25 protein-coding genes are annotated in these 22,599 nt (G+C 35.8%); 5 read left to right on the forward strand and 20 right to left on the reverse strand.

The window, feature by feature from the left end:
- Positions 1–5: 5 nt before the first annotated feature.
- From ABWU32_RS06360 to ABWU32_RS06445, 18 genes are all read right to left on the reverse strand, one after another.
- Positions 6–692, reverse strand: a complete 687-nt coding sequence (locus ABWU32_RS06360) for a hypothetical protein (protein WP_341823916.1) — start codon at positions 690–692, stop codon at positions 6–8.
- A 20-nt stretch (positions 693–712) separates the two neighbouring features.
- Positions 713–1,930 (reverse strand): phage tail protein, encoded by a 1,218-nt coding sequence (locus ABWU32_RS06365; RefSeq protein ID WP_341824347.1) that lies wholly within the window; start codon positions 1,928–1,930, stop codon positions 713–715.
- Between the two features lie 6 nt (positions 1,931–1,936).
- Complete coding sequence (locus ABWU32_RS06370) at positions 1,937–2,734, reverse strand: baseplate J/gp47 family protein (protein WP_015588499.1); 798 nt, start codon at positions 2,732–2,734, stop codon at positions 1,937–1,939.
- 9 nt (positions 2,735–2,743) lie between these two features.
- A complete protein-coding gene (locus ABWU32_RS06375) occupies positions 2,744–3,079 on the reverse strand; it encodes a GPW/gp25 family protein (RefSeq protein WP_015588498.1) in 336 nt (111 codons plus the stop codon).
- A 5-nt stretch (positions 3,080–3,084) separates the two neighbouring features.
- Positions 3,085–3,537, reverse strand: coding sequence for a PAAR domain-containing protein (locus tag ABWU32_RS06380; protein WP_318010167.1), 453 nt, complete (start codon positions 3,535–3,537; stop codon positions 3,085–3,087).
- Between the two features lie 39 nt (positions 3,538–3,576).
- Positions 3,577–4,146 (reverse strand): phage baseplate assembly protein V, encoded by a 570-nt coding sequence (locus tag ABWU32_RS06385; protein ID WP_341823917.1) that lies wholly within the window; start codon positions 4,144–4,146, stop codon positions 3,577–3,579.
- Complete coding sequence (locus ABWU32_RS06390) at positions 4,136–4,663, reverse strand: hypothetical protein (protein WP_341823918.1); 528 nt, start codon at positions 4,661–4,663, stop codon at positions 4,136–4,138. The genes ABWU32_RS06385 and ABWU32_RS06390 overlap by 11 nt, the downstream gene beginning before the upstream one ends.
- Positions 4,644–5,132 (reverse strand): phage tail protein, encoded by a 489-nt coding sequence (locus ABWU32_RS06395; protein ID WP_164224822.1) that lies wholly within the window; start codon positions 5,130–5,132, stop codon positions 4,644–4,646. Before ABWU32_RS06395 ends, ABWU32_RS06390 begins: the two co-directional genes overlap by 20 nt.
- Entirely contained in the window at positions 5,125–5,445 is a 321-nt protein-coding gene (locus ABWU32_RS06400) for a hypothetical protein (RefSeq protein WP_174516711.1), read from the reverse strand. Before ABWU32_RS06400 ends, ABWU32_RS06395 begins: the two co-directional genes overlap by 8 nt.
- A gap of 83 nt (positions 5,446–5,528) precedes the next feature.
- The gene (locus tag ABWU32_RS06405) at positions 5,529–6,533 is read right to left on the reverse strand and encodes a major capsid protein (RefSeq protein WP_341823919.1); all 1,005 of its coding nucleotides are present in this window, start codon (positions 6,531–6,533) and stop codon (positions 5,529–5,531) included.
- A 24-nt stretch (positions 6,534–6,557) separates the two neighbouring features.
- A complete protein-coding gene (locus ABWU32_RS06410) occupies positions 6,558–6,929 on the reverse strand; it encodes a head decoration protein (RefSeq protein WP_341823920.1) in 372 nt (123 codons plus the stop codon).
- A gap of 67 nt (positions 6,930–6,996) precedes the next feature.
- On the reverse strand, positions 6,997–8,034 hold the full coding sequence (locus ABWU32_RS06415) for a S49 family peptidase (RefSeq protein WP_341823921.1): 1,038 nt from the start codon (positions 8,032–8,034) through the stop codon (positions 6,997–6,999).
- Positions 8,031–9,458, reverse strand: a complete 1,428-nt coding sequence (locus ABWU32_RS06420; protein WP_264376317.1) for a phage portal protein — start codon at positions 9,456–9,458, stop codon at positions 8,031–8,033. Before ABWU32_RS06420 ends, ABWU32_RS06415 begins: the two co-directional genes overlap by 4 nt.
- Complete coding sequence (locus ABWU32_RS06425) at positions 9,459–9,683, reverse strand: gpW family head-tail joining protein (RefSeq protein WP_174516715.1); 225 nt, start codon at positions 9,681–9,683, stop codon at positions 9,459–9,461.
- On the reverse strand, positions 9,673–11,511 hold the full coding sequence (locus ABWU32_RS06430; RefSeq protein WP_341823922.1) for a phage terminase large subunit family protein: 1,839 nt from the start codon (positions 11,509–11,511) through the stop codon (positions 9,673–9,675). Before ABWU32_RS06430 ends, ABWU32_RS06425 begins: the two co-directional genes overlap by 11 nt.
- A complete protein-coding gene (locus ABWU32_RS06435) occupies positions 11,508–13,004 on the reverse strand; it encodes an ankyrin repeat domain-containing protein (protein WP_341823923.1) in 1,497 nt (498 codons plus the stop codon). The genes ABWU32_RS06430 and ABWU32_RS06435 overlap by 4 nt, the downstream gene beginning before the upstream one ends.
- 18 nt (positions 13,005–13,022) lie before the next feature.
- Positions 13,023–13,493, reverse strand: a complete 471-nt coding sequence (locus tag ABWU32_RS06440; RefSeq protein ID WP_341823924.1) for a hypothetical protein — start codon at positions 13,491–13,493, stop codon at positions 13,023–13,025.
- Between the two features lie 135 nt (positions 13,494–13,628).
- A complete protein-coding gene (locus ABWU32_RS06445; protein WP_341823925.1) occupies positions 13,629–14,099 on the reverse strand; it encodes a Holliday junction resolvase in 471 nt (156 codons plus the stop codon).
- Between the two features lie 860 nt (positions 14,100–14,959).
- On the opposite strand from ABWU32_RS06445, the gene ABWU32_RS06450 reads away from it, so the two are divergent.
- The 5 genes from ABWU32_RS06450 to ABWU32_RS06470 are packed head-to-tail and all read left to right on the forward strand — an operon-like array spanning position 14,960 to position 20,069.
- Positions 14,960–15,451 carry a sigma-70 family RNA polymerase sigma factor gene (locus tag ABWU32_RS06450; RefSeq protein WP_341823926.1) on the forward strand — a complete coding sequence of 164 codons (492 nt, stop codon included), beginning with the start codon at positions 14,960–14,962 and terminating at the stop codon, positions 15,449–15,451.
- A gap of 49 nt (positions 15,452–15,500) precedes the next feature.
- A complete protein-coding gene (locus ABWU32_RS06455) occupies positions 15,501–16,298 on the forward strand; it encodes an ATP-binding protein (RefSeq protein WP_341823927.1) in 798 nt (265 codons plus the stop codon).
- 23 nt (positions 16,299–16,321) lie between these two features.
- Positions 16,322–16,801 carry a hypothetical protein gene (locus ABWU32_RS06460; protein ID WP_264705213.1) on the forward strand — a complete coding sequence of 160 codons (480 nt, stop codon included), beginning with the start codon at positions 16,322–16,324 and terminating at the stop codon, positions 16,799–16,801.
- Positions 16,798–18,024, forward strand: a complete 1,227-nt coding sequence (locus tag ABWU32_RS06465) for an AAA family ATPase (RefSeq protein ID WP_341823928.1) — start codon at positions 16,798–16,800, stop codon at positions 18,022–18,024. Before ABWU32_RS06460 ends, ABWU32_RS06465 begins: the two co-directional genes overlap by 4 nt.
- 23 nt (positions 18,025–18,047) lie before the next feature.
- The gene (locus ABWU32_RS06470) at positions 18,048–20,069 is read left to right on the forward strand and encodes an AAA family ATPase (protein ID WP_264704928.1); all 2,022 of its coding nucleotides are present in this window, start codon (positions 18,048–18,050) and stop codon (positions 20,067–20,069) included.
- A gap of 12 nt (positions 20,070–20,081) precedes the next feature.
- Here the strand turns inward: ABWU32_RS06470 and ABWU32_RS06475 are convergent, their stop codons facing one another.
- Both ABWU32_RS06475 and ABWU32_RS06480 read right to left on the reverse strand, forming a co-directional pair.
- Entirely contained in the window at positions 20,082–21,191 is a 1,110-nt protein-coding gene (locus ABWU32_RS06475) for a hypothetical protein (RefSeq protein ID WP_264704926.1), read from the reverse strand.
- Entirely contained in the window at positions 21,157–22,353 is a 1,197-nt protein-coding gene (locus ABWU32_RS06480) for a hypothetical protein (protein ID WP_341823929.1), read from the reverse strand. Before ABWU32_RS06480 ends, ABWU32_RS06475 begins: the two co-directional genes overlap by 35 nt.
- Between the last annotated feature and the right edge of the window lie 246 nt (positions 22,354–22,599).

The following is a 22,599-nucleotide window of genomic DNA, read 5'->3' on the forward strand; positions in this document are numbered from 1 at the left end:
TTATTCTAAAAGGTTACAACAAATGAAAAAGTCTCTCTTGTGGCAGCAGTTCTGATAAGTGGTACAGTGTGTTCTAAAATCAGCAAGATTCCATGGTCTTCTATATCTTGAGGTTCAAAATATCTCTGTCCTTCAGGTAATTCTTTTTTTACTTTAGTACCAACCATAACCCCTAGCTCTCTGATTACTCGATTTGCTGCATCCGTGAAATCGAAAGTGAATTTGAGAAAAAGATTATTGGTTGGTACATCAGAAGGCCTAAACCTTCCAGAAGGAGTCAAAAGCTCTCCATTCTCATCACCGCTGCAGAAGAGTATCTCATCAACAACACGACGTCCAACTTCCTTAATTAATGTTGCAGAAGTAATTAGTTCCGGTGGTGTGTCTTGAGTGTACTCTATAGTGATTACGCTATCTGCTATAATTGCACCATTTTCTACACGCTCAATAGTGCCTGAGCTACTATCAACTATATAATCTATGCTTGACTGATAAATTGTTTGCCCTGTACAAACTTTTACATCTTTAATAGTGTGGTGATCTAAACCTATCTTGCCGCCTGCTGCAAAAGTTTTTTCAACTTTGTAGCTGCTTTCCCAGGTAGAATCTCCAGATCCCCAAGCAAGATGTATCGGTTGCTCTTTTATGCTCGCAGCAATAGCTGCTCTGCCTGATTGTGTCAGTATTGACATGTCTGATTGCGTGATTGATATTATATATATACAAGATTCGTAGAAAAAACGTCCAATTTTTTTGTAATAATGGGCTCAAAATTTTTCCAAGGGCGATTTAAGTGGCGATGTTCATGCCAAGTGACCATACCTGGGTAAAATACTGCTACGTAATTTTCTAGCTCATGAATAGGATCTTTCTGTTTTAAATCTGAGTCATTTTGACAATCAATATGATATTCCCTTAAATTAGACTCTATTATTCTTTGATCAGTAAAACTCTTTGCTTCGTAGTAATAAGTTATACTAAACCGCTCTAAAATTGGTGTACGTCGAAAATTCCAAATCTGCTCAGAGAGTTTATCTTCACTTAAGTAAAATGTATGCTCTATTTCTTTATAAGCAGTTGGTGCAAAACAAGCATTGATATTTCCCAAATTCCAACTATCTGATAATACTATCAACGCTTTAGCAAACTTAATTTCTGGCAATAAACCCTGTGGTAGAGGATATAGTGCTTTTAAGTTATACCACTCGTGACTTCTTTCATATATACCGTTGTAATTCTTGGTGTGAGGCTCTGTCTCTCCTAATACTGCAACATCCAACCTATATAAATCATTACTGTAACTTCTATCATAATGTGATCTAAAAGTGCTAAATTTAAATCTTGGATTTCCTATTTTTAGCTCAAATGAGTTTTTTCTTCCAAACGATAATACTGGCCCTTCTTTTGCTATTCTTACACCCGAGTAGTCTGAAAGAAGATCTCCAAAAATACTTTCATCTAACATAAACCGCTGAGCATTGTAATAATCATTGAATATTCGCATTAATCGAGATCTTGCCGGTGCAGAAAGTTTTGCCAGAGCAATTACACTATCGACAAAAAAGTCATTAGGAACATCAGAGATGCCAATTTGAAATTCAGCAAAATGCTCTCCTGGTGGTTCTTCTTGAATGGTAATATTATCAATGTTTGCCCATTTCAGCGCCATCTTCAGTGACTGTGGTGTACCGCGCAAACGTTGAAATCTTATTCCGTTTTGCTTAGCTAAGACCCATTCTTTTAATGCACTCTTAGTAGCTTTCTTACCCCAGGATAAAATTTCTCCCAAGCCGTATTCCGCTACTAGCCACGGCAACATTTCAGTCTGTGGGTTAAATTTAAATCCCCGTAGAGAATTTGCATCAAGAGAATAATTAATTATGTCTGTAAGTATTTGCTCTTGCTTTGAAGCATTTGGAGGAAGTATCACCAATTTTTACCTAACACTTAAATCACTTAAAGCAACGCATTCATTATTTTGTACAATTATGTCTTCTATTGGCTCTGTAAGCTCTATATTTTGTATACCTTCTGTAAAAAGATGAGCAATAATCCAGGACCTGGTTACATTCCACCCTAAACCTTTAGTAGACTCAAGACCTTTGATAAATTGTTCCTTTGCAGCTTCGATAACATCTTTTGATGCAGTAGGGTAAATATGCACTTTAGCATGAATAGTAATGGGAATAATACCACAGCCAATAACTGTAAGCGTATCTGTTAATACACGAATATCATCGCGAATAACGTGATTTCTGACGATCTCTAGCAATTCTTCTGAAGGTACTCCACCATTTTCTGTGGAAAGTATTGAAATCTGTACACTTCCTGGTATAGGTGATACCACTTGCGCATCTTTTACTCTCGTGTCAGCAGATAATGCATGATAGCGATAATGCTCTTTACTCCCTGCTGTTGACCAACCAACAATTTTGGCTTTTACCCGCTTCCTTAAGGATTCATCATTCTCTGACTCCTTTCTCAGCACACCATAAAATTCAGCCAAGTGATCAAGGTCATTACCTCTTGCAAAAGCAAGTAAATTTGCCTGTGCTGCATCATTAATCCTTTGCCTAAGCAAAAGTTCACGCCAGGCTGCTACTTCCAGTATCTTTATTGCTGGATCACTCTCAGTTAGTGCAGAAAAACTTGCATTCCGACGCACTAACTCTTCTTTCATTCGCGAAAAGATTTCCTCAAATTTTAATGTTTCGACAATATTTGGTGTTTTCATCCTACTACCTTATACTATAATACCATCAAGGCGGATCGGCTTTCCATTTGGCAGATAGATTCCTTCTAAAATGAGAGTTACTTTACCTTCTTTTATTTCTGTTATTTGTACACGTTTAAGCTTAAATCGACGCTCCCACTTTTCTAATGCTTCTGCAACTGCTGCATAAAGCTCTTGTGCAAAACCAGGTACAATTGGATGATCAATCAGCTCAAATAACCTTGATCCATAATCTCGGCGCATAACACGAGCACCAATTGGTGTAGTTAAAATATCAACTATTGATTGTTTTAAATGCTCTATACCACTTATTGTTTTACCAGTTTCAGAATTCATACCACGCATATCACTTACCCTGCAAAGACATCATTGCTTCCTTGTTCTGCCACTGCTCCACAGGAAATTAGGTCACCAGTACGAGCAATGGCTTTGCCATTTACAAACACTGAATCTGACCCCTCAAGAAGGGATTGACTAGTATGTGGTGGTTTATAAGGGTCTGTTGATGCATGTTGTGACCATTCATCTCCTTGACGATGCACAGGCCTACCATTTACAAACACATTACTGCTTCCTCCTATGCCAGGGCTTTGTAAATAATCTCCATGTTGGTTACACATATCACCAAAACGAACAACTTTTCCCTGTTTTGCCAAACTTAAATCTTTGTCTGATTCTGAAAGTCGTTTTTGCCCTAACAATGAACCTCTTGTTTCCTCCTCTCTTCTTGACTCATCTTCACATCCTGATTCATATCCACTTAATTCTGATGTTTGAGAGGTATACTCAATATCACCAATCATAATACCCTTATCATTATTAGCTCTAACATTTTTCTCTGGCTAGTTTAAATCTATTTTTTTCGCATTTAACTTAATGCTACTCTCAGTAATCTCTAGACTTGAGTTCCCAACCTGTAAGACAATCTTTTCATCAGTTATATTTGAACTTGATTTTCCCGTTTTTAAAATAACTTCCTTACTAGTTACTTCCATTTGCGTTTCTTTCACTGCAAAAACAAGAGCTCCTTCTTCTTTGACAGAAATTGTAAACTTACGACCATTTCGGTCATAGTAAATAACTGTTCCATCTTTAAAAACAAAACCGCTTACTTCTTCCTTACTTCCTTCTGGAATAGGATATTTTTTATAATAAATTGCAGGTAAGACAATCCCTTTGGCAATTTCACCAGATGGCGAAAGTACTATCACCTGTTCTCCAATACTTGGTGCAGACCAACTTCTGTCTTCTCCAGCTCTTGCTGTTACCCATGGCAACCAGTCTGTTAATATATTACCTATCATTTTTACACGTACCTTAGCCGTTCCACAGCCTACTTCTTCGACTGTGCCAACTCTAATCAAGTTATTAAGTTTTATTAGTAAGTTCGCATCTTCAAAACTATTCATCATTTTTGCCAACCTTTACATATTTATGCTTATTAGCAACTCCAATATCAGGCGTAAACCCAATGTAAACAGTACTCGGCGGAATACTACTCTTTGCCCATACTGAATCACCAAGATGTACTTCATGCACCCACTCTACCATCCACACTAAATATGCATCGAGCTCTGGCCTAAAATCATCTCCTCCTCCTGAGATAAATTCTCCTGGTGAAATTTTTTCCACTTTCCAAGTGTTTTTATTTACCATTCTTGCTACTTCTGCCGCCAATGCTCTGACAATAATAGGTGCATTTTCTATTGTGCTATCAATCACAATTCGTGCTTCAAATTTTGCTCTCAGCGCTAATTCTTCTGTTCCTGGATCATGTCCTTTTTCAAAGCCACTAAGTTCTATAAATACTGCTGGTGCTATCAATTCTTTCCTGATTGCTGGATAAACCTCACAAGTTTGAATTGCTGGTATCTCTGCCTTTAGCGTATTACAAATTGCCTCATGTAAATTAGTCCAAAATGCCGTCATAAAATAACTCATGTGTAAAATATTTTTCAAATATCCTTTCAACTTCATAATTAACAAGATTTTCTATTATCCTTGAAGCCTCAGGTTCAAGTGGTAGTTTAACCTCCTGTATCGGTAGTGCTGTTCTTCCTACACGTTTAAAAATACCACGATAGCCTCTTGGCATTGTTGCCATAAATTCATCATTAAATGCTGTTCTTATTTTTGCTTGTTTTATATTTATATCATACAGATATGCTCTAATTAAAACTTTCAAAGTGCTTTTTCTTGACTTGATGATTCTTAGTCTTTTTCTAATTACTTTCAGCCTAATTTGCTTTTCTTCACTGATTTCTCGGACAGCCTGAGATTTTAACCATAGTGCCGTTTTGTTTAGCGCTCTTACCGCTGCCAACTCTACTTTAGCTTTGTTAGCATCAATGTCGTGAGTAATTCTCTCAATGTTTTCATTAACTTCAATTTTAAACATCTTTCTCTCCAAGTACTGTACAGTTTATATTCCAAACTATTCCTGAATTACCTCGCAGTGGCGGAGAATATACTTTATATTTACAACCATCAATAACAAAAATATCTCCCACCATTGGCCTGAGTACATCAAAAACGCTTACCTCAAGAAAAAGCATCTCTCCCACAAATTGTCCTTCACCAATCTCGTATAATTTATCTGGCTGTTGCTTTAGTACTTGTACCATATATGACTTATCCTTTGATTCATACAAAGCTACTTTTCCTAAATGAGCAAAACAATCTTTAAATAATCTCTTAATATTCTCTTGCACATTTCTCCGCTATATACTAACATTTATATGCTAAGAAGAGGTAAAGCATTCTTCTGCCTCACACCGCTTTATATTTGTTCTACCTATGTTGCAACGATCTTGACTAGTATTGCTGGACGGTGGCACATTGGCAGAGGGTTTGACTGCGTATGCAAATCAGTCCCTCTATCAAATCTTCTTGGCTCTTGTTTTGCATATAGTGGCTGTCCAAGAGTATTTACTGTCTCATTAAAGTCTGCTGGTGCAAAATATGTTGTAAATGTGCTTGCTGTTCCTAGTGGAAAACAGTGCCCTGTATCTTTGTCAATAAATCTTCTCACGGTTCCTTCAGGATCAGTTGCTTGTCCTCTATATTCCTCAAACGTTATTCCACAGAACGCAAATCCTGACCTCATATCATTTCTTAGCGCTGCTCCTTCTTGCCATCTCTCATATGCTTCTTTCACTTTAGTATGAGAAGTAAGTGCATCAAAAAACTCAGGGCTTACTAAAGCATGAATTCCTGTCATATATTCACCACTTAGATTATCTTCTATGTGCCTCAATACTTCCAGACACTTACGCTTGACATCTGTTGTTGCTGTTCCCAGTGCAAAATTTACTACTTTTGGTGTTATTTCAAATTCGTTGTACAAATTTAATAATTCTGACCCATCAGCATCTAAAATTATTCCTTTCAGCGCTCCCATACGCAAATGCTCCAACGTTATTGCATGTTTATTTCTCATTAGCTGCAAATGGTCAGTTATTACATCTGCCAGCGCTTTAAGTTCACTTTCTGATCCAAATGCTCTTATTCCCTGTACTTCTTCTGGTAACACTACATCATCATGTGGAATATGTGGAATCGTAAATGTTCTTACCTTTCTTTTTCCTCTTTTTCCTACTGTTGCTGGTGCTCCGGGTACTTGCGTTGGTAGTAAACTTAATACTCCATTTTGCTCTTCTATGGTAATATGTCTAAATCTTACTGACCTACTTGGAAATAAATTTAAATTTTCAACACGTCCATAATTTATCGGCAATATATTCATCGCATTTGTTAGTGCCGTCATACTAAATGCTGGATTTGTAAATGGATTTTGCATTCTTTTTCTCCTTATTAATTTTAGTTAAACTCCCTTGCGGATAATGATCCCTCGTGCTTCAAGTTGCTTTATTGCTTCAGCTTTCTGTTCTTCAGTGATATTTGCTGGCCACACCACTGCATGATCTGCTAACATTGCAACACGAGTAATAATTACCGCTTTAGTATTTTCTATTGCATTTACATCACTTACTATTACACCTATCGCTGTTTGTGTGCCATCTGTTCCAGCGGGATTAAGTACTCTAATAAGACCATCTTCCGTCTTTTTGGCAACTACTGCACCAAGCTTAATATTTTGTCCCTTGGCTACTGTTATCTGATCTCTTGAATATAGACTTGACACCTCATACTTTAATAAGTCACCCAGATTATTTTGTTCGCTTATACAACTCATAAATTTCTCTCCTTAACTGATTACCGCCGCTTTTATCAATGCTATATACGGCGGTTATAAAAATACTTTAACTCCTACGACTTTTCGCTACCTGCATCATCAATTCTTCTCCTGAATTCTGTTGTACTGCACTCAGTATCTCTGTCTTCTTCGTTCTTTCTGCAAGTAATTCCATTAAAACCTCCCTTGCTTGCTCAACACTTACGCTTTGCTCAATAAATTCTCCTATCTTTTCTGGCATCTTCGATATATTACATAATCGTATTAATTCAAGAACTTCAGTACGATACTTGGTTAAATTATCAGTTTCTAGGTCATTTATAGTTTGTTCATTCATAGTAATACTCCTGTTTTTATTAATAGATGAAAGAATTGTCATTCCATCTGCAAGACCCATCTCTATTGCTTTCTCGCCAAAATATAGTTCTGCTTCAGTATTTTTTATTGCCTCTACAGAGAGGCTTCTATTCCGCGCTATTAGCTCAACCAGCATTCCATATAAACGATTCACTTCGCTTTTTAGATTTTCTAAACTCTCAGAAGTTATTGGCTCATGTGGATTTAAATCATTTTTTCTACTTCCAGCAAATACTGTAGTATATTTTATCCCCTGTTTTTCATCAAACCCACTTTGATCTATATGACTTGCGATTACCCCTATACTCCCAACTCCTGAAGTGCGGGTGAGAAAAATCTTTTCAGCACTAGAAGCAATTGCATACGCAGCAGAATACGCATCGTCATTTGCTATTGCAATAATTCTCTTTTTTGCTCTTGATTCATAAATAAAATCAGCAAGGTCAAACACTCCATTTACTTCTCCTCCTGGGCTATCTATATCAAGTAGAATCGTCTCTATGCTTTTATCTTCTAAAGCGCTCTCTATCTCTTCATGAATTTTTTCATATGATGTCATACCCAGTAAACCATCAAAAGTTTCTGACTTTTTTGTCAAGATTCCATGTATCGGTATTATTCCTCTTTCACTATTTCTTACTGCATGTTTTATATTTTTAAAGATAGGCTGCTTTCCTGCTTGTAGTGACAGTAATTCAAAACTCCTTGGTTCTACCATTACACATCTGTTTAGCCATTGTTGTTTCATAGTACCTCTTGATTGGCCGTAACGTCAGAATCAAAACTTAAGCCCAGTTCACTTGCACGTCTTTGATCTTCTGCTATTTCTTGGTCAATTTCTTCTACATCGTAACCCATTTCTGATACTACTTCCGATCGACTCTTAAATCCATTTCTTACTGCCATTTGCTGTGCTTGCTGATCTTTTAGCGGATCGACCCAATCAAATCCCTGTGGTATCCATTTTACTTCTTTTTTTGCTCCTTCTTTTCCCTTTGTCCATTCTTCACCTATGTCTAGCTCTCCAGAAAGTAGTGCTAACTCTAACCACCTATCCCATACAGGACGGCAAAACTGAAATACCATAATGTTATGCTGTAACATCGTGCACCTCCTGCGAAACTCTATCAATCCTGCTCGAATGGATGAATAATTAACGCCTGTTAAATCTCCTGTTAGCTGTTCATATGTTATCCCTGTACCAATCGCTATTGCTCTGAGTTGCTGTCTTATAAACGCTTCATAACTTCCTCCAACATCTGACGGTTCTGAAAATTTTATGTCTTCTCCTGGGTCTAAAAGCTGCATTGTTCCTGGCTCTAAACCTGATAGTGCCACTCCTTGCTCATTACTTTCACTTTCTCCCATGATATTTGCTTCTGGATCGAGTCTCGTAATAAATCCAGCAAACATTGCTGCAGTTTTCTTTCTCACCAGCTCTGCATCATCATATTGATCAAGCTCATAAAGCTTCAGCAGTATATTAGAAAGCCAAGGCTCCCCTCTGATTTGCCCAGGTCTTAATGGTCTATAAATATGTAAAACATCATTTGCTGGCACTCTCACTGATTCTCCAAACATACTTTCACCAGGGTGTTCTTTAAATAGGTAGTATGCTTCTCTTTGCCCAAGCCTGTTAAACTCAATCCCGTTTCTTATTACATTACCATTTGCTAAAGTTTGATTTGTTTTATTATCTAAGTGTTCAGACTCAAGTACTTGCAGTTGTAATGGTACAGAAAATCTATCTTCCAGCTTTCTCGTTCTTAAACGTACAAAACATTCTCCTCCCTCTATCATACTTCTGCATACTAGAGCTTGTAATCCATAAAAATCACTTACCCCGCTACTGTCTGCTTCATCTGTCCATCTTAGCCATAATTCTTGCACTTTCTTTCTAAATTCTGCATTCTTTGCTTTTGATTGCGGTTTTATTCCTGTTCCAATAGAGTTACTTACTATTGTATCAATGATATTTGCTGCATATGGATTTTTTCTTACCATATCCCGAGAGCGGCTACGTAAGTGCCCAAGGCTTTGAGAAAGTAAATTATTTATGCTTCCTAACTCTGGTTGAAAGTGAAAAAATCTTCTTCCTGAGCCTGCTGCATCCCATGCAGAGCTTTTTATCTTTGGTTTGTTAAATAATTGCTTGAAGGTTTTGAGCAGCATTTATAAAATTCCTTTACTCGTTGAAAAAACAATTTTCCTCTTTGGCCTCATGCCTGCAACTTTTAACCCCGCTTTTATTCGTTGCCTGAGCTCCAATAAATCCTTTATTTGAACTTCCCCGTACCGCACAACATGGTCACCATATGCAATTGAGACAACTCTTTCTCCGCTTTGCAGTTTTTGAATTGCTTTCTCAACTTGAGTTAAATATTTTTCACTGTACATTTTGATTACCAAGCCACTTACTCTGTCTTACTTTTTTAGGCTTTTTACTTTCTGGTTTTTCACTTAAACTATTCCATTTACTCTCTGGCCAACGATCGATTCCAAGCGCAATAGATGCAGCTCTTGCATAAATCCTACAGTCTAATACTTCATTTCTTTCTCTTACCTTTTGCCACTCTTGTTTGGTGTATCCTTTTACCACTTTGCTGACTAATTGCTCTGCTGTTAGCTGCTTAAAATATTCAGGTGCATACTCGGGAAAATGACAATATCCAGGTAGAGCTTTTCCTTCTTCTCCTTTTGAAATATTAAGTAATTGAAAAAGCTCTGACTTTAATATTGATACTCCTACTGGCCAGAGCTTTATTCCTCTCTTTAGCTTTTGACCACCAACTGTTATATCTACTCTACTTGGGCTGCTAAGTGGCACTAGTGCTTTATTTACACCTTTCACCGCCATTACTCTTCCAGAGCCTTGATGACTTCTCACCCAGTTGTAAACTTCCTGCGTTGCATACCCTGCATCAACCGCCATCATGCTTATCATGTATTCAAGCCCATTTTCACCGATAAAATGATGATTGAGGAGCTCCGAAAGCTTTCCCCATACTTCTCCACTTCCTGTATCTCCTTCAAATACTCGGTAGTCTATTGACCAACTTTCACGGCTTTTTCCCCATGCTACAACTTCTACTTCTAACCGATCTTTTTGAACATCTACTCCTGCTGTCAAAACCACTTCACCTTTTGGTACTGTGCCTACGGGAAAAAATTCTCTTCTGTTGAATAATTGCTTCCAGTCTGGTACTTCTCCTTTATCTACCCAAGTTTCTCCTAAAGTGGTATTTATCCAAACTTTCAGTAATTGTTCACTTTCCTTTGCATGGAGAAAGTCCTCTACTGCTTGTTGCCAACTATACCAGCCAACTGGACTATAAAGACTTGAAAGGTGAAATCCTTTTTTCTCCCCTTTTACTCTATTAGTAGGCCTCCATTCTCCACGCTCAAGCATCTCTGTCTTTTGATGATTTTCTATTTTGCCGCTACATTCAGCGCAGACATAATGTGTTGTTCTTGAATCGTTATTTTCCCATTTTATTTGTGACCACTTTAGAACTTGATAGTAATTACAATGTGGACATGGTACAAAAAAATATCTCTTATCTGTTGCTTCAAATTCCTTCTCAATTCTGCTTATTCCATGAATCGTTGGCGTTGATACTAAAAAAATCTTTCGCCGTGCAAATGTATTAGTTCGAGCAATACTAAGCAGTACTGGATCTCCTTCTCCTCCTGAATCTCCTGGATACGCATCAATCTCATCAAGAAAGAGATACTTTACTGGCATAGATCTCAGTCCTACACTGCTGTTTGCTCCAGTTATTACTACTATTCCACCTGGAAATTCCTTACTTTGTACAGTATTCCCTGAATCTCTTGACCTTGGGTCTTTTACTTTACTTTTTAAACATGGCGTACTCTCTATTAACGGTGCAAATCTTCCCTTTGACCAACGTTTTCCCATTTCAACTGTTGGCTGCACAACTAACATTGGACCAGGAGTCTGATCTATAATATAGCCTATCCAATTGTTACCTGCTTCTGTTCCTCCAATCTGCGCTCCTTTCATGAATACTACTTTTTCAGCAGGTGAAGATGGAGATAATGAATCCATGATCTCTTTTAAATAAGGAGTTCTTTCCGTTCTCCATTTTCCTGGCTCTGATGCTGCAGTTGGAGCTAAAACTCGATACTCATTCGCCCACTCTGATACTTTAAGCTCTGGATCTGGTCTTAAACCTTCAGAAAAAGCTCTAGCGTATATCATTGTCTGCATCTACTCATAATTGGTTCTATCTCAATATCGTTAACAGTAGAGTTTATTCCTCCACACTCCTCCAATTCCATAAACATCTTTTTCTGAAATTCGTTTTCTATATATCTTTTGCTCATCTCACTTATCATTATTGCTATAACAAGCGCAAATACCCCTGTTATTGTTGTAAAAATGATTACACTGCTTATTGTTGTTATTAACCCTATATACACTGCTACTGCTATTGCGCTGACTGTAATACAGATGCAGATAATATTATTATGTTTTTTCATCCTTTTATCTGCTATTTCTCTCTGTGCTATATATTTATTATGAAGGGTTGGAAAATTAACAACGGTATCTCTGCAGAGCAATGCCCTATTTTTTTCAGTAAATAAAACTTTAAGTAACTCTAAATTGTTTGATTTAATTGCTAAATGTAAAACAGGTGTATAATTTGCTCCTTTTTTCAGCAATAACTTTACTACATGTAAATGCCTTTTTTCCGCAGCAAGGTAAATCGATGATAAACCTTTATTATTTACAATATCAATATCGATTTCTTCCTTTAAAATTGCATCTACAAGCTCAATTTCTCCCGTTTGTACAGCTAAATGGAGTAGACTATTCTTTTCATAACCATACTTATTGTTCATCAAAGCCTTCTTTATTTCAGGTCTATTTTTAGCGTAATCAAATGGTGTTTTACCGCTATCGTCTTTTACCAGAGGGTCTATATCTTCTCGCGTTAGTAAGACCTCTATTGTTTTAAGTCTTTCAGCGTAATGTAGTGGTGTTTTATTTTCGTAGTCTTGTAGATTCACTTGAGCATTAGGCTCCTTTATTAAGCATTTGAGGATATCAAGACATAAGTCTCTTTCATCGTAATTAGTATTATTTACAGCTATATGAATAGGTGACAATTTCATTGAATTTTGTCCCATGCGCGCGCTATTTACATCTGCTCCAAGCTTTAGCAGTAACTTTACTATCTCCAACTTTTTATTATTAACTGCATAGTGCATTGGTGTCTGATTTCGTACATCAAAGACATCTATTTCAGCGTTTCCTTCTCTTATCAAAATCTTTACAACTTCTGCATGTCCTATGCCTGCTGCTAGATGTAATGGCGTATGATGCAGAGCATTTCGTACATTAACGTCAACACCTTTTCCTATCAAATATCTAACTGCATTAACTTCACCTATCATTGCAGCTAAATGAAGTAAGTTATCTTGTTCTGATCCGTATTTGTTATTAATTAGCGCTTGTAATATTTCTGCTTTTTTACCTTCTTTGGCATAATCTAAGGAGGTTTTGCCTTCATTGTCCTCAACAAAAGGATTGATATTCTTTTTTGTGAGTAGCAGATCTACCATGCTTAATTCGTCAAATTCTATAGCGCAATGTAGTGGTGTCTTTCCATTTAATCCTCTGACATTAACATCTAATCCAGGTTGATTAATGAGACACTTTATTAACTCCAAACTTAAGTTATCAGCCATTTTATATTCAAAATCTTTTTATATTTGAAATTTAGTATTAGATAATTCTTGTAATGAGTTTGTAATCTCTTCGGTTAGCGCCATATGAATCTTTTCAGTGTCACTCAGTGATGCAAGTAGTGCTGAAACCCTATTTGGAATATTAAGCAAATTATTACGAACAACTCTTGCTACATTAAATGCTTCAGTTTTTACTTCTTCAATTGACACAAATTTGCCTACTTCAGCTTTCACTTTAGCTTCCAAAAGTTTACCACGCTCGGTTTCATTTTTTATTCGCGTTTTTAGCAATATCGTTGAAAGTGTTTCTCCGCGCTCTTTTCTCCTCAGTGGTTGACTTGGATCTCTTATTGCTGCTACCGCTTCATTTGCTTGTTCTCGGTCAATAAGTCCATCTTCCAGCTCAACTATTCCTTTTTTTACTAAAGAACAGACATATTGCCTCGAAAACCCTTTTTCCCTTGCCCATTCTGCTTGCGTAATTCTCACCTTTTTTTTCTCCTTATTTTAGCACTGCTCAGCTATAATTTCGTAAGTAGTTAACATTTGAAATATGTCTAACGCTAAAGAAGGCCCGAGGTCAAGACCACCAAACCTGCCAGCATGGCCGGAAGGACCCACTTTCTATGGTGTTTTTAATATATTAAAATCTTTACTAAAATTCATAACATAGAACATTAAAGCTAAAGAATCTGCTTCATTATCATCCATTGGACAAAAACCCTTTTCCTGCACTGCTTCAATTACATCAGCTTTACTTGCATTACCCTTGCCAGTTATAAAACGTTTAATAGTCTTAACCGAAACACCTTGATAGGAAATATTGCTTTCCTCACACCAAGCAGAAAGGTGTGCTAAAAACCCTCCATAGATATGTGCAGCATCAGTTCCTAGATGTCTTCTCACTTCTTCAAAGTACACAACTTCAATACCTGGAAATTTATACTTAAGTGCATTAAGCCAATTACGAAAGTTTAAAAACTGCACTCCACCACCACTAAACCTGCTAACATGAAAACTCTTACTTCCACTTTGCACTATTCCATCATTTAAAATAGTCCAGCCAGTTTGTTTGCCAAGATCTAGGGTGAGCATTTCCTTTCAGTTGTTGTGTACATATATATACAAGATTCGAAAAAATTATGTCCAAAAAATCTTTAATTTTCGAAATTTAACAACTAACATGAAAACTCTTTTACAGCCAGTTTGTTTGCCAAATCTTTCAATTGCCGAGTACATATATATACAAGATTTGGAAAATTTTCGTCCAAAAAATCTTCAATTTTTGAAAAATTTTTCTCGAATTTGAAAACCTTCTAAACATGATTTTTCTACTTCTAGAGGTTTTTTTATTATTCTACTTTTATATGTTTTTATATATGTGTATATTTTTATATATGTATTATATATATATATTATATATAAGGGTTTCAGGAAGCTAGAATCCTCCATATTGGCGGACTTCAGATATGCCGTTCCTAGGAACGGTTTTAGGAACGTATGGTGAAACCCCGCCATACAGGCTAGTTCTAGATTCCTGATTCCTAATTCCTGATTTAGGAAGCCAGTAATCAGGAACGGAACTTAAGGTTATAGAGAGCATACTTTTCAACTATTTTCCTCTTAAAAATTTAAGCTATTCTTTTAATAGCGAAATCCACATTTTTAGCTCTTTAGGTGATATTGAATTTCAAAATATGAAATTCTTATATATTTTTAATATAACTTTAGGAAGCCTGAGCTACCCATTCTTAAAAATATTGAAATCCATTCAAAATAGTTTCTAAAAACCTGAACTGTATTATTTTAAATTGCACCGGTATTATTCTCAAAAAAAAATAACAGAATATCAATAGATTAAAAATCGCATCAGTATTATTTATTTTTGCTCCTGTCCTACATAAGGGCATTAATAACTCTCATCCTTAAAGCATTAATTTGTTTTAGGGAAAACCATGAAATTAAAAAATATAGCTATAATTGTTAAAAACGTAAAATACCAAGCCTATAGACTAAAACTTGCCAAGTGCTTTATTGATGAGAATAACGAAGACCTTGAGCAAGAACTCTTCTGTGAAATTTGGCCATATCTTGATCAGTATGATGAAGACAAAAGTAGCTTTAATACCTTTGTAGCAAGATTAACTGAAAATAAAGCTATTAACCTGTTAAAGAAACAGCAATGTGCAAAACGTAATATCAATAACTATCTTAGCATTGATGTAACAGAGCTATTTGAGGGTGAAATAACAAAACGCATTGATGTAGACTATATGATCTCGGTTTTACCAAAGGAATGGCAAAATATATGTGAGCAACTTAAATTTTTTAACTTACATGAAGTTGCCAAAATGAACAACGTTTCAAGAACCACTTTAAACAATATTATCAAGAAGATACGTGCCAAACTTTTTCCTATTTACTACGCAGGCAAAAAGAAAAATTGAACAAAATTTTTGCCTTTCTTGTATATATACATTGCAGCATGGATAAATAATGATTCTTAAAATTTTGAATAATAATGAAAGATTGCAAACAATATCAAGTGTAAAGATGGTCATCTTTGGTCCTTATGGTATTGGTAAAACAAGTCTACTAAAGACTATAGATGAACCAACACTTTGCCTTGATTTTGAAGCAGGGCTTCTTGCTGTTCAAGACTGGCAAGGAGATTCAATTAGCCTTCGCACTTGGAGTGAAGCTAGAGATATTGCTTGTCTTATAGGCGGTTCTAATCCTGCATTAAAATCTGATCAGGCATACAGCCAAAGACACTATGAACATGTATCTAGTAAGTACAAAGATTTTTCCTCTGAGTTTTCTAAATACCGATGCATTTTTATAGATAGCATAACCGTTGCTTCACGTTTATGTCTTTTATGGACAAAAATGCAACCTGAAGCTTTTTCTGAGAGATCAGGAAAACAGGATATGAGAGCTGCCTATGGATTACTTGCTCAAGAAATGATGGCTTGGCTCAATCAATTTCAACATATCAGAGACAAAGACATCATCATAGTTGGTACTTTAGGTCAGTATTTAGACGATTTTAATCGTCCAAACTGGCTACCTCAATGCGAAGGGGCTAAAACTGCTAGTGAAATTCCTGGGATAGTTGACGAAGTAATCAGTATGGTTGGAATCAAGAAAGATGATGGAACGGAGAAACGCTCTTTTGTTTGCCACACTTTAAACCCTTGGGGATACCCAGCTAAAGACCGCAGTGGACGCCTGAGTATGGTTGAAGAACCGCATTTAGGCAAGCTGCTTACAAAGATTAAAAGCAAGTTTTAAAATTTAAACATGGAGAGTGATATATGTTACAAAACCTATTAACTGATTTTAACACTGTAAAACCGCAAAGTAGATTGATACCAAAAGGTACAATAGTAAAGGTAAAAATGACAATCAAGCCTGGAGGTTATGAGCATTGGTTTACTAAAAGCCCCACTACCGGTAGCATTTATTTAAATACAGAATTTACCGTTATTGAAGGTCTATATGAAAAGCACAAGATTTACCAAATAATTGGTATTAAAAGTAATAAAGCAGAAGATACTTGGGGAGAAATGGGTCGCTCTATGCTTCGCAGTATCTTGGAATCGGCACGTGACATTCATCCACATGATAACTCAGAAAATGCAATCCTTGCTCGTAAGCTAAATTCAATTGCAGAATTAAATGGGTTGGAGTTTACAGTAAAGGTAGGTGTTATAACTGATGAATATGGAGAGAAAAACAAAATTGCTTCGGTAGAATACCGCAAAAATTATGAAATTGACAGAGTACCATTTTGAAGTACGACGAGGAAAAGCTTTGGTCTGCTGTCGTTACTAGAGGTATTCAGGACGCAGTAGGAAAAAACCCAAAGCTAAGAGAAGAAGCAATTAATTGGCTGAATTCAAAGTCTTTTGAAACTGTTTGTGAGCTAGCTAATCTCAACTTTACACGTATGAAAAATATGTATGGGAATTTTATGTCTAAAAAGCAAAAAGAGTTAAAGATGTTATTGATTGATAATATCAAGGAGTGTGTTTCTTACCTACTTCCAAATGGTGAGTTTTACCGAGATAAAACTTATATTGGAGACTTAAATGGAAATACAATTACAGTTAAAATATTAGGTAAGGAAGCTGGTGATTGGCGTAATTTTACTGAAGGAACTGGTGGTGATATTATTGATCTTTGGATTTTAATTAAGGGTGATATATATTCTGCTAGAAAGTGGCTCAATAAAAAATCAAAGAGTGGAGAAAAAAAAGGGGGGAAAAGAGAAGAAAAAATATTTTCTGTAAAGCAGTACTTAAGTGATCAATCACCAATACCAGAAGACATAATAGCTCCACGAATTCTCACTCCAGGTGGTCTTTTAGTCATTGGTGGTACGCCAAAGGTTGGCAAAAGTTATTTTCTTCTCTCTTTGCTTGCACATCTTGCAGCAGGAGTGTCGTTTCTTAAGATGAAATCAGCAAGGCCACTAAAAATAATCTATCTGCAAAATGAGATGGAGTACAATTACATCAGGGAACGAATACAACAAATCATAACCAATCAAAGGCTGCCAAATCTAGCAGAGGAAAACTTGATTGTTACTACAAAGATGAGATTAACTTTAAACGATGAAGGTATAGAGAGAATAAAAGAGATCATAGGAGAAAAATTTAAAACAATAGACCTTATCGTCTTGGATTCTCTTGACTATGAAAATATGTTTTCTGGCCTGCAAAGCAGAATAGAAAAACTACGTTCTGTAATTAATCCTACGGCTGGAATCATTATTACACGTCATACCAGAAAAGTATCCACAGCTACACTAGCAAAAAGTCCTTTTCAAGCTTTAATTGGTGCTAATGCTTTAAGAAGTTTTTACACGTCTGGTATGGTAATGTTTCAACCAAGTAAACGCGCAAATGTCTTGCAGGTAGTATATGAGCTAAGAAACGGTAAATCAATACCAGCAAAATTCATTAGCAGGGTAAATGGGCGTTGGCAGAATTCTAAAATTATAGCTACGGCTTAACTTGTCCGCAAAAAACGGATACTATGGTAGAGCTAAAGACTCAGCTTTTGCAAAATATCAGATCTTGTCTTTTTCATCTATTACCAAGAGGGACATTTCGTGGTGATAAGTTTTATGTAGGTGATGTACAGGGTAACAAAGGCAAAAGTACTGTAATAGAATTAACAGGCGAAAGAGCCGGATTATGGAAAGATTTTGCAACAGGAGAAGGTGGTGACATTATTGACCTTTGGGCAACAGTACACGGGAAGAATGCGAAAACAGAATTTCCTGAAGTAATGCTTTCAATAAGTGAATGGCTCGGCATCAAAGAAAAAAATAATACTAGAGATTTAGAACAATACCTGACTTGTAGCTGGAACTACTACGACGAGAGCAATCAAGTAATCGTAATAGTCTACCGTTATGATCCTCCTCTAGAGAAAAAACAGTTTAAACCATTTGATGTTAAAAAACAAAGATTCAAAGAGCCGGAGATAAGACCACTCTACAACATTCCAGGTATTTTAAAGTCCGATAAAGTTATTCTGGTTGAAGGAGAAAAATGCGCAGAAGCACTTATAGAGAAAGGAATAACTGCAACAACAGCAATGTTTGGAGCAAATGCGCCTATTGATAAAACAGATTGGACTCCGCTTAAGGGCAAGCATATTATTATTTGGCCAGACAACGATGAAGCAGGTAATAAATATACCAAAAACGCTGAAAAGAGACTTTTAGAACTTGGTGTTGCATCACTTGCTACGCTTAAGATTCCATCGGATAAACCAAGGAGTTGGGATGCTGCTGATTGTGTGTTAGAGGGAATAAATATTGAAGAATTTATTGAAAAAAACTCAAGAAAAATAATTATTAAACCACCACTTGATATTTTCAGCTGGAGTGTAGAGCGTTTTGTAGGTCCAGTACCAAAGCAAAGATTCTTAGTTGAAGGATTATTTCCTTTGGGTGTCACATCTATTTTAGCTGCAATGGGTGATACTGGTAAAGGTATGCTTCTTCTTGACCTAGCCCTCAAGGTTGCAGCTAGCATAGATCAGGTATGCGGATTTGGCCAACTTGTTACTGAACACGGATCTGTTGTGGTATTTTCTGCAGAAGATGATACAAATGAAATACATCGTCGCTTAGAACGACTTGATCCAAAATGCGAGAGATTGAAATATAAAGATAGGCTATTTATTGTACCATTACCAAACATCGGAGGATCTCTTACCATACTTAAGAACGTTCGCGGTAAAGTTGTAGAAATATCTCCAGAATTTGAGTCGGTAATGAAGCAGCTGAGCAGAATAAAGGATTTAAAGCTCATTATATTTGATCCCCTTGCTTCTTTCATTCATGCAGATTTAAATGCTGACCCAGCAGTAGGGGATTATCTCATGTGTTTATTATCTGATTTAGCATGTAGCACTGGAGCTTCAATAATTACTGCACATCATATGAGAAAGCTGAAGGGAGAAAAGCCTATATCAACAGTAGAGCAAGCACGAGATGCTATTCGAGGTACTTCTGCTCTCGTAAATGGAGTCAGGTGTTCTTTTGCTTTTTGGCCTGTTGAGGATATGACTAAACCGATGATTTTTAGGTCAATTGGAAAAATCCCAAGACAAAATGCCTTATTTTATGGAGCTGTTGTTAAGGCAAATGGCCTAGCTGATCGTACCATACGTACTTACCTAAGAAATGAAGAAACAGGGCTATTGGAAGACATTACTGAACAATTAAAAGCTCAAAATATTAGCGATAAAGATCTTAAAATATATCTTATTGATTCAATTGCGCGAGCTGCTAGTTCAGGACATCCATTTACTCATACAGGAAGTGCAGGAATACATAAACAACGACATAGACTGCCTGAGATTTTTCATAGTATGGGAAGGGATAGATTAGAGCGTATAGTACAAGAGCTTTTACAGGTAAAGCAAATAGTTAAAGGAATGGCTAATGGCTCAAAAGAGGATAAATGGCTTGATGTAAAAACAGGACCATTTGCACGTGGGGTGGGAAAATTTATTCATGGAGCTGAAAAAAACTATTTTTGATAACAAAAAACTCTATTTTTTTATAGTCAAAGTAAAAGGGTTAATTCGATAACCATGTGATAATCTTTGCCAACCAAGTGTTTGTATTACATCATCACGTTCAATACTTAATCCTAATTTCTCAGCAAGTGTAGATTTGATTGTTCTTTGCATTTTATTTAATGGTTTTCTGATTTGTTGTTCTAAATCTGCTTCTAAATTAAGTCCCAAGAGTTTTTCTAACTGATTAATATTGAGAAGTGTATGTTTTTCAGGTGGTAATTCTTTCTCACAGTCATGTAAAAATTGCCTAAATAATATTCGAAAAATATTAAGACATGATGCAGCTTTTTTATTTATAACTTCAATACTATTAACATATACCATACCTTTAACTACCTGTAACTCCAAAAGCTTTGTTGGTATAATTGGTTCAACACGTTTAAGCGAAATATATGAAGCTGGTAAAACTTGCAAAGAAGTATTTTCTACTACCTTTGCTACTCCTCTTTTAGCTGCCTCTCGGAATATCTCAGTTACAGTCTTAAGCTGACAAAACAGTTTCACCATTGGCACTACATATAGATTCAGTAATAGATTTGGTATATCTTTTTTTAGAGTGATGAGAACTGTAGGGTGGACTCTAAGTTTATCTATAGTTAAAAATATCGCATCAGTACAAAAATCAAGGATTATTAGATTTACAATACGACCTTGATTACAAATATAATAAACTCCTTTTTCCACTTTTTCCCACATAAGTTTTGAATCATTCAACTTTGTTTCAAACCAGTCTATGACCTTTTCTGTATTTAAGTATATGGATAAGAGATGAAATCTCTGTTTTTGATAAGTATTAGGCAGAATATGACGAGAACAGTTTTCACAAATAGCGTCATCACATGCTTCATCAAAGTCTGAATCGATAAAAATCTCATTGCTACAACTTGAATCAATTACATTTGGCCAATCAAGATGATCTTCTTCACGAGAGCAAACAATATAATACCTTTCTTGCATTTTTATCAATCCAAGATCGAATAAGTATCTTGCTGCTTTAATATGATTTTGGCTTGGATTAATCCAGGAACCATTTGAACTTAAAAGATCAGCAATTTGCTCGTGAAAGAATTTTAAGACCATAAGATTGTTCCATATGTTTCTTCAGGTCCTCTCTTTCTTTTTTATTGAGTGGATGCTCTGAATAATAAACTTCCCCACTTATTTTGAAAGAAAATGTTACCTTTTTGTTTTGGAACATTACTTTAGCTGATTGAATAGATTGTAGTATGTTGCCAATAGCTGGCTTTAAAATATGTAACTCTGGTGCAATAGGATCATGCGGTTTTACACTTAAAGTAAGATATGTATTACTATTTTTAAAATAATCTGACTTAAAATTTAACTCAAATATACAAATGTCAGAGTCAGAACCATCTATACATGCTTGAAGAAATTTGTGCACTTGTAGTGGAAAGTTCTTATCTTGTATATTTACAAAAGTACATTCGCAGTCAAAATACCCACTTACAATGCTATTTGCTATTTCCACAGCTTTATTAGTATTTTTAGCACAGAGATTAACCTGAGTGCCATCAAGAGAGAAATCTAAAATCATCCACTCAGGTTTATGACCATGAACAACTTTGTTTGAATTAAGCAGTAAATCCATGTCACTTCCTCGACGTACAAACATATATATTCGATCTTGATGATGGAAAAAACCCTGCAACTGATCATCATCCTTAAGTATCTGCTCTACAGCTTCTTGTGACATAAACTCTTTAAATGAAGTGTTTATTTGTCTTGGTGATTTCTGTAGAGCAAATGATATGAAACCTTTCTTTTGTACTTTATCAAAATGATAGACAGATTTTAGAAATTCACAATTTATGTGAAATAGTAAAAACAACAAGGATCTTTTATCATACTTGGTATTATTTTTTATCAGATACGATCTCATTAACTTCTCAGTCAGAGCAAATCTTGCTACTTCACTGACTGTAGCCTCAAGTTTTGTACGATCAAAGTAGCTAATGAGATAATAGTTAAAAAGAGAGTCAGAGTAATTGGTAAGTATCTTACGTTTTTGCTGAGTGGATCTATCATCATAATCTCCGTCTTGAAAAAGTTGTCCATTTAAATGATTTTTAAAGCAATGCTGAAAAATAATGCTCAGTTGTTTACCAGAAAGGGAATCTAACCAAGACTGACGTATATTAGAATCCTGAAAACGATCTAATAAAAGGTTAACCGGAACTTCTAAGTCGCTCTCCCAGAATTTATGACTTGGATAAATCTCCATAACATATTAAATAAGCCATGTTATACATAATATGATGATTTAGGCAAAGATTTTTTGGACATAATTTCTTCAAATCTTGTATATTTATTAGGGAGAATTTGTGTGAACTAGATAGCTTTCTTAAATAAGGTGTGCATTGGTTTAGTTTAATAGAAGTCTCCTAACCTATAAAAAAATTCACAGGAAGAAAAACATGCAAAAAGGGGAATTAACTATTAATTGCCGTTATGAACCTCACAGGTTGGC

Origin of the sequence: Wolbachia endosymbiont (group A) of Udea olivalis (assembly GCF_964028365.1) — a bacterium.
GTDB lineage: Bacteria > Pseudomonadota > Alphaproteobacteria > Rickettsiales > Anaplasmataceae > Wolbachia > Wolbachia pipientis.